This window comes from Collimonas sp. OK307 (genome assembly GCF_900113705.1).
GTDB lineage: Bacteria > Pseudomonadota > Gammaproteobacteria > Burkholderiales > Burkholderiaceae_D > Collimonas.
The window spans coordinates 24,234-30,233 of sequence record NZ_FOQI01000029.1 but is presented as its reverse complement, the minus strand read 5'-3'; the positions used below and the strand labels follow the sequence as shown (position 1 = coordinate 30,233).

Here is a 6,000-nt window from a genome sequence, read left to right as displayed (position 1 = left end):
TGTCTACCACCGGCAAGGCCAGTGGCGGAGGTGGATTACCGGTTGGCATGTTCAGCTTGATGGCGTGATTCTGGATCGGAATCGTGATGATCAGCATGATGATCAACACCAGCATGACGTCGATCAACGGCGTCATGTTCATTTCCATCATCGGTTCCGGATCATTGGCGCTGCCGCCGGAAGAACCTACATTCATACCCATTGCAATACTCCTATCAGTTGCGCGCAGGCGGTTCAGTAATGAACCCGATCTTGGCGATTCCTGCCCGCTGTGCAGTCAGGATCACCTTGCCGATGTATTCATACTTGGTTTGCTGATCGCCACGGATATGCAGTTCCGGTTGTGGCACGATGACCGCCACTTCCTTCAGCTTCGACAGCAACGTCGCCGTGTTCGGCACCAGCTGCTCGTTCCAGAACATGTCGCCTTGCTTATTCACCGCCAGGTTGATGTTCTCCGGCTTGGTTTTATAAGGTTCGTCGATTTCATGTGGCAACTTCACCGGAATCGTATGCGTCACCACCGGAATCGTGATCAGGAAGATGATCAGCAACACCAACATGACGTCAACCAGCGGCGTCGTGTTGATCGTGCCGATCACTTCGTCTTCATCCCCATCGGATGAACCGAGTGACATTCCCATGATCAGCCAACCTTTTTGTTGATATGGGCAACCTGGCTAGCCGAGCTCGAGGACATCACGCCGCTCAACAGAACCGAGTGCAGGTCAGCGCTGAACGAACGGATTTCTTCCATTGCGCTCTTGTTGCGGCGAACCAGCCAGTTGTAACCCAGAACCGCAGGCACAGCCACTGCCAGACCGATTGCAGTCATGATCAGCGCTTCACCGACCGGACCGGCAACTTTATCGATCGAAGCCTGACCAGCGATACCGATTGCTGTCAGCGCGTGGTAAATACCCCAGACCGTACCGAACAGACCGACGAACGGTGCAGTCGAACCAACCGTTGCCAGGAAAGCCAGGCCGTCTTGCAGGCGGCTTTGGACTTTTTCTACCGAACGCTGGATCGACATCGTCACCCAGGTGTTCAGGTCGATTTGTTCCAGCAAGGCGCCGTCGTGGTGGTGCGTCGAGTTCACGCCGTTTTCAGCGATGAAGCGGTAAGCGCTGTTTGGCTTCAGGCCGGTAACACCGGCTTCAACCGTAGCGGCTTTCCAGAAGGTCTTTTGTGCGTTCTTTGCCTGGCCCATCAGTTTCACTTGCTCGATGAGCTTGGTGATGATGATGTACCAGCTACCCATCGACATCAGCACCAGGATGATCAGGGTGCCGCGGGCAACGAAGTCGCCGCCTTTCCACAGGGCGTCGAGGCCGTATGGGTTATCGACGGTTTCCTTGGCTGCAGGCAGCGGTGGTGGAGTCGGGGTATCGGCCAGCGATGCTGCTGCGGTTTCAGCAGCTTTTGGTGCATCGGCAGCAGCCGGAGCGGAAGCGGTAGCAGATGCTGCCGCAGGAGTTTGGGCGATAGCGGCCAGCGGCGAGATCGTCATGGCAGAGATCATCAGGGCGGCAGCCAGGGCGGATAAGCGATTACGAGTGATAGTCATGCTGATACTCCAAATTTTAGAAAGTAGATTGCCGCAATCGCGACGTGGTATTTACTTCGCGCGCTGTGCGCTTGCTTGTGTTGTGCGCGCTTATTTACGCTTGGTTGCGCCTATTCGAGCTTCCAGACATACTGCATTTTTGTCGTAGACTGAACGGCTTTACCGTCAGCCATTGCAGGTGTGAAATGGCACAAGCTCCACGCTTTGGTGGTGGCTCTGTCCAGGTCTTTGAAACCGCTGCTCTTTTCAACGGCGGAATCGACCACGTTACCGTCGGCGCCAATCGTCAGCTTGACTGTCACGACGCCCTCTTCCTCATTCCGCAAGGAAGATCTCGGGTATTCCGGCTTCTCGCAATTACCGGCAATTTTTGCACTGGTATGCGCGGGCCCAGCTACGCCGTTAGTCGATGGTTGTGCCACTGACGTCGGCAGATCGTTAGTTGGCGGTTTCACATTGGTGACCGCGGCAATTACATTATCCTGCGGCGGTGGCGTTACTTTCACCTCTGGTGGAGGCACGAATGGTGGTGGCGGGGCGACCGTTTTTGGCGGTGGCGGCACTGGTTTGTCCGGTGGTGGCGGTGGTGGTGGCGGCTTGATCTCTTCGATGATCTTGGTCTCTACCGGTTGCTGGATCACTTCCACGACCTTCCGGGCCAATCCGGTAAGAAGCGCATAAATGATAAGGACATGCAGAACAACAACCACGCTGATGCCAACTACATTATTGGAGGGATTTTTCCCGTCCTGCGTGAAATCCATACAACGACTCCTGTCTGTGCGCCTGACTTCTGGCAATCTCGGTGTTGATTGCGATACCTGAACCAAAAAAATACCGGAGAGCGTGTTATCAAAACCCTGCTATCTGAACCATGCAACCAACCTCGGTCATCAGCGCTCTCACGGCAAAATCAACGTCAACTTTTACTTCGAGCTCGGTTACAAGCGGCATGCTGCTTTTTACAACAGCATGCCGCTTGCGGGTACTAGAACTTCAAATGCGCATTCAGATAGAACTGCCGGCCGTTCTTGTAGAACGCACGCGGTTGATCTTCACTCAATGCGTAATACTTCAAGGTCGGATTGTTCAGGTTCTGCGCATCCAGCGTGAAGGCCAGCTGTTCGCTGTACTTATAACCGAGAGACATTGCCAAAGTTCCGACAGCCGCTTGATAAAACGCTGTGCTGCGATCCAGGCCGCTGTAGAAGCTGCTGCGGTAGTTATATGAGATGCGAGCATTGAAACGCTCGTCTTCGAAGTAAGCCGACAGGTTGGCGGTACGCTTCGATGCACCGACCAGAGGGCCGTTGTTAGCATCATAGGCATTGATGAAAGTAGCGTTGGTGGCAAAACCGAAGTTTTTCCCTAGCGGCATTTCATAAGCCAGTTCGATACCGGTCACGTTACCGCTAGTGTTGGTTGGCACCGTCAACAGATAATCCGCCTGATAATTGGCGGGATGATCAGGCGTGCTGGTGACATAACTTCTGGTAACGGTACCCAGACCGACATAGCTGGTCAGGTTCATGGCGAAGACACTTGCGGACACCATGGAACGAGGGGCAAAGTACCATTCCAGCGAAGTATCAAAGTTGTTCGACGTGATTGGCTTCAGATCTGGATTACCGCCGCTGCCGGAACCGATGGCGCCGAATTGCGCCGGTGGCGACAACGTTACCTGACCGGCCAGTGACGAGTAATCCGGACGGGTCATGGTCTTGGATGCGGCAAAACGAGCAACTACATCCTTGCTCAGGTCGAACTTGAGATTCAGGCTTGGCAGCGCGTCGACGTAGGTATGATTGACTTGCTGCCTGACGAACGTACCGAAAGCCGAACCGATGATTGCACCAGGTGCATTGTCCGGTGCGGAGACGTTATTGACGACACTCTCCTTCGTCTGTACTAAACGCAAGCCGACATTACCGCTCCAGTGATCACCTTCAAGATTGCCTTGCAGGTAACCAGCCGTATTTTTTTCCTTCACTGAAAACTCAGAGTTCCAGTCTTCACGTGTGACCGGGTCGCGTAAGGTGAACGCGTTGAATGCTGCCAACTGGCCCGGTGAGTAGTACCAGACATTCGTCGGGAAACCGCTGCCCAGCCCGCTGCCGAAATTGGACGGGAAATTTTGGAAGCCCTGTGGGAAATTGGCTGGATTGCCGGCACTGCCGTCTAGCGCAGGTCTTTGACCGATCACGCCTTCAGAACTACGCTTATGGTCGTTATAACGCAGGCCAAACTGAACTGTCCTCAACGCCCCCAGGTCTGCAGAATATTCACCGTCAACCTGAGCCCAGTTTTCCTTATCCTTGACATCGACGTTCTGATCGCCAAAGATCCAGCCGAACGTTGTAGTGCCAGTGTTAGGGCTGGCGTTGTTAGTAGCGCCCAAATTCCAGTTGGCGGCGGTACCAATACCGTTCAATTGGTAACCGGCGCCAGCGCCAACGCCGACATTCCACTCAGCGACGTTTTGCGTAGGTGTCTTACCTTCACCGGAAGATGTTCCCAGTTTGGTGGTAAAGGTCAGCGAATCAGTTGCGCGCCACTTGGTGCCGAGTTCAACGAAGTTCGAGCTTGCACTTTCATCCGGACGTGAAATCTGGTCATAAACACCGTAGTTGGTACCAGCCACAGGAGCAAAAGTAGCCGATGTCAGCGTGTTGTTTTTCACCGTATAACCAGGATTCGGTGATTGACCGGCGCCTGCATTGATGACCTGGGCACCCCAGAATTCATAGCTGCGATTGTAGTTGGCCGCCTTCATTTCCGAGGTGAAGCCGTTGACGTCGAACGAGAAGTCGTTGCTCACCTTGAACTGGGCATCGATCAAACCGCCAGTCCGTTTGCGCTGCTGCTCAAACAGGGCCGAGTTGATCAGGTTAGGTGCATATACGTTAGTCAGGTCAGGATGGGCGGTGGCGATTTTGCTGCCTGGAGCGATCTGGGTGTAACCGAGGATTTCCTGCCCCTGGCGTTGCAGATGACGCTCTTCCGAAAACGCCTGCACCAGGATACCGAAGGTGTTGGCTTCATTTTTCCAGTTTACCAATGCGCTGATTTGCGGATCGGTCTTGCCTGGCAAATCGGCATACACGGCGCCGAGCGTTGCCTCAGCAGTAAATTGCTTCTTGAAATCCAGCGGCTTGCGGGTAATGATGTCAACCGAACCGGCAACGCCACCTTCTACCAGGCTAGCTTCGGAGCTCTTGTGGACGACCACCGAACCGACCAGTTCGGAAGGCAGCATCGTATAGCTGACACTGCGGCCGACCTGGCCGGATTGATCCAGCACGAACCAGTCGCCGGATGCCACATTGTGGCCGTTGATCAGCGTCTGCGTCAGGCTTGGGCTGGTACCGCGCATACTTACCCGGTCAGCTTCATCGAAACCGCCTTCGGTCGCGCCGGCATTACCGATGGTGACGCCAGGCACGCGCGACAGCGAATCGGCAACGTTCTTATCCGGCATCTTGCCGATGTCTTCAGCAGTGATGACTTCCACGTGTGAATCGGCATTACGTTTTTGCGTAAGGGATTTTTGCAACGAACCACGAATGCCGCTAATGGTGACCTGTTCAATCTGGCCCTTGTCAGTGCCCTTGCTGTCAGCTTTTTGAGCTGCATCGTCCGCTTGCTGCGCATACGCAGGCATGGCTGCCGCCATGACCAGTAGCGCAACAGCGGATGCTATTGGTGTTAAATTTTTATTCACTTACCGTTCTCCCCATCGATTGCGGCCCCGTAAACTAAAAGCAGGCCATTTTTTTCATTAACTTCTCCACACTGCGGCTTGAGATCACCTCAGGCCTACAAAGGGGAGAACCTTTTTCGATACAGTCGCCAATACAACAAGATCCAACCAACAAGACGCTGCATGCCACCGCTTGTAAAACCACTTCCCTCTGTCAGCTCTTCTCCAAAAACCGACTGAGGGGAAATGCCGTGCGTACCCTGCCCCGCACATAAAACCCAAGCTGCCGCACACTGCCTTACGCCCAAGCCCAAAAATTCCCTTTGGAAACGTTGCGCTGGTGACACTCTATGGGACCGTAAAAGTGGCTGTCAATAGGCATTCAACTGGTATTACATAAATAAATTATTGGTATCAAAAATAGCAATTGGTATATCTATATATACCGTTGTTTATGCTCATTATTTTGTAAATTCCAGGAGTGTTGTTTAGTAGAGTGGACTGGTCGCTTTTTTTCAAAAATGGATGGGAAGAAGTAAGATTTTCTCGAAAATGAAAATTTTCCAATTTGGCCTGGAACTTCTTCAAAGCGCAAAAGCCGCCTCTTGAAAAACCCGTAACAGGCTTCTTATTTTTGACATTTCCTCTATGAAAACCTGCATTTATGAAGATGCGTCAGCGGGGTGAATCTTTACGTTGAAAAGCACAAAAATGAATCAAAATCGACTCA

Annotated in this window: 5 protein-coding genes; all 5 read right to left on the bottom strand. The window is 53.0% G+C overall.

The window, feature by feature from the left end; all coding sequences use genetic code 11:
• A partial coding sequence (locus BM205_RS23340) for a biopolymer transporter ExbD (protein WP_175511368.1) occupies window positions 1-202 on the bottom strand: 202 nt, incomplete at its 3' end.
• A gap of 13 nt (window positions 203-215) precedes the next feature.
• On the bottom strand, window positions 216-644 hold the full coding sequence (locus BM205_RS23335; RefSeq protein ID WP_092416490.1) for an ExbD/TolR family protein: 429 nt from the start codon (window positions 642-644) through the stop codon (window positions 216-218).
• Window positions 645-646: 2 nt separating this feature from the next.
• Complete coding sequence (locus BM205_RS23330) at window positions 647-1,564, bottom strand: MotA/TolQ/ExbB proton channel family protein (protein WP_217646084.1); 918 nt, start codon at window positions 1,562-1,564, stop codon at window positions 647-649.
• 116 nt (window positions 1,565-1,680) lie between these two features.
• Entirely contained in the window at window positions 1,681-2,334 is a 654-nt protein-coding gene (locus BM205_RS23325) for an energy transducer TonB (protein ID WP_092417245.1), read from the bottom strand.
• Between the two features lie 224 nt (window positions 2,335-2,558).
• Window positions 2,559-5,291 (bottom strand): TonB-dependent receptor, encoded by a 2,733-nt coding sequence (locus BM205_RS23320; protein ID WP_092417244.1) that lies wholly within the window; start codon window positions 5,289-5,291, stop codon window positions 2,559-2,561.
• Window positions 5,292-6,000: the final 709 nt, after the last annotated feature.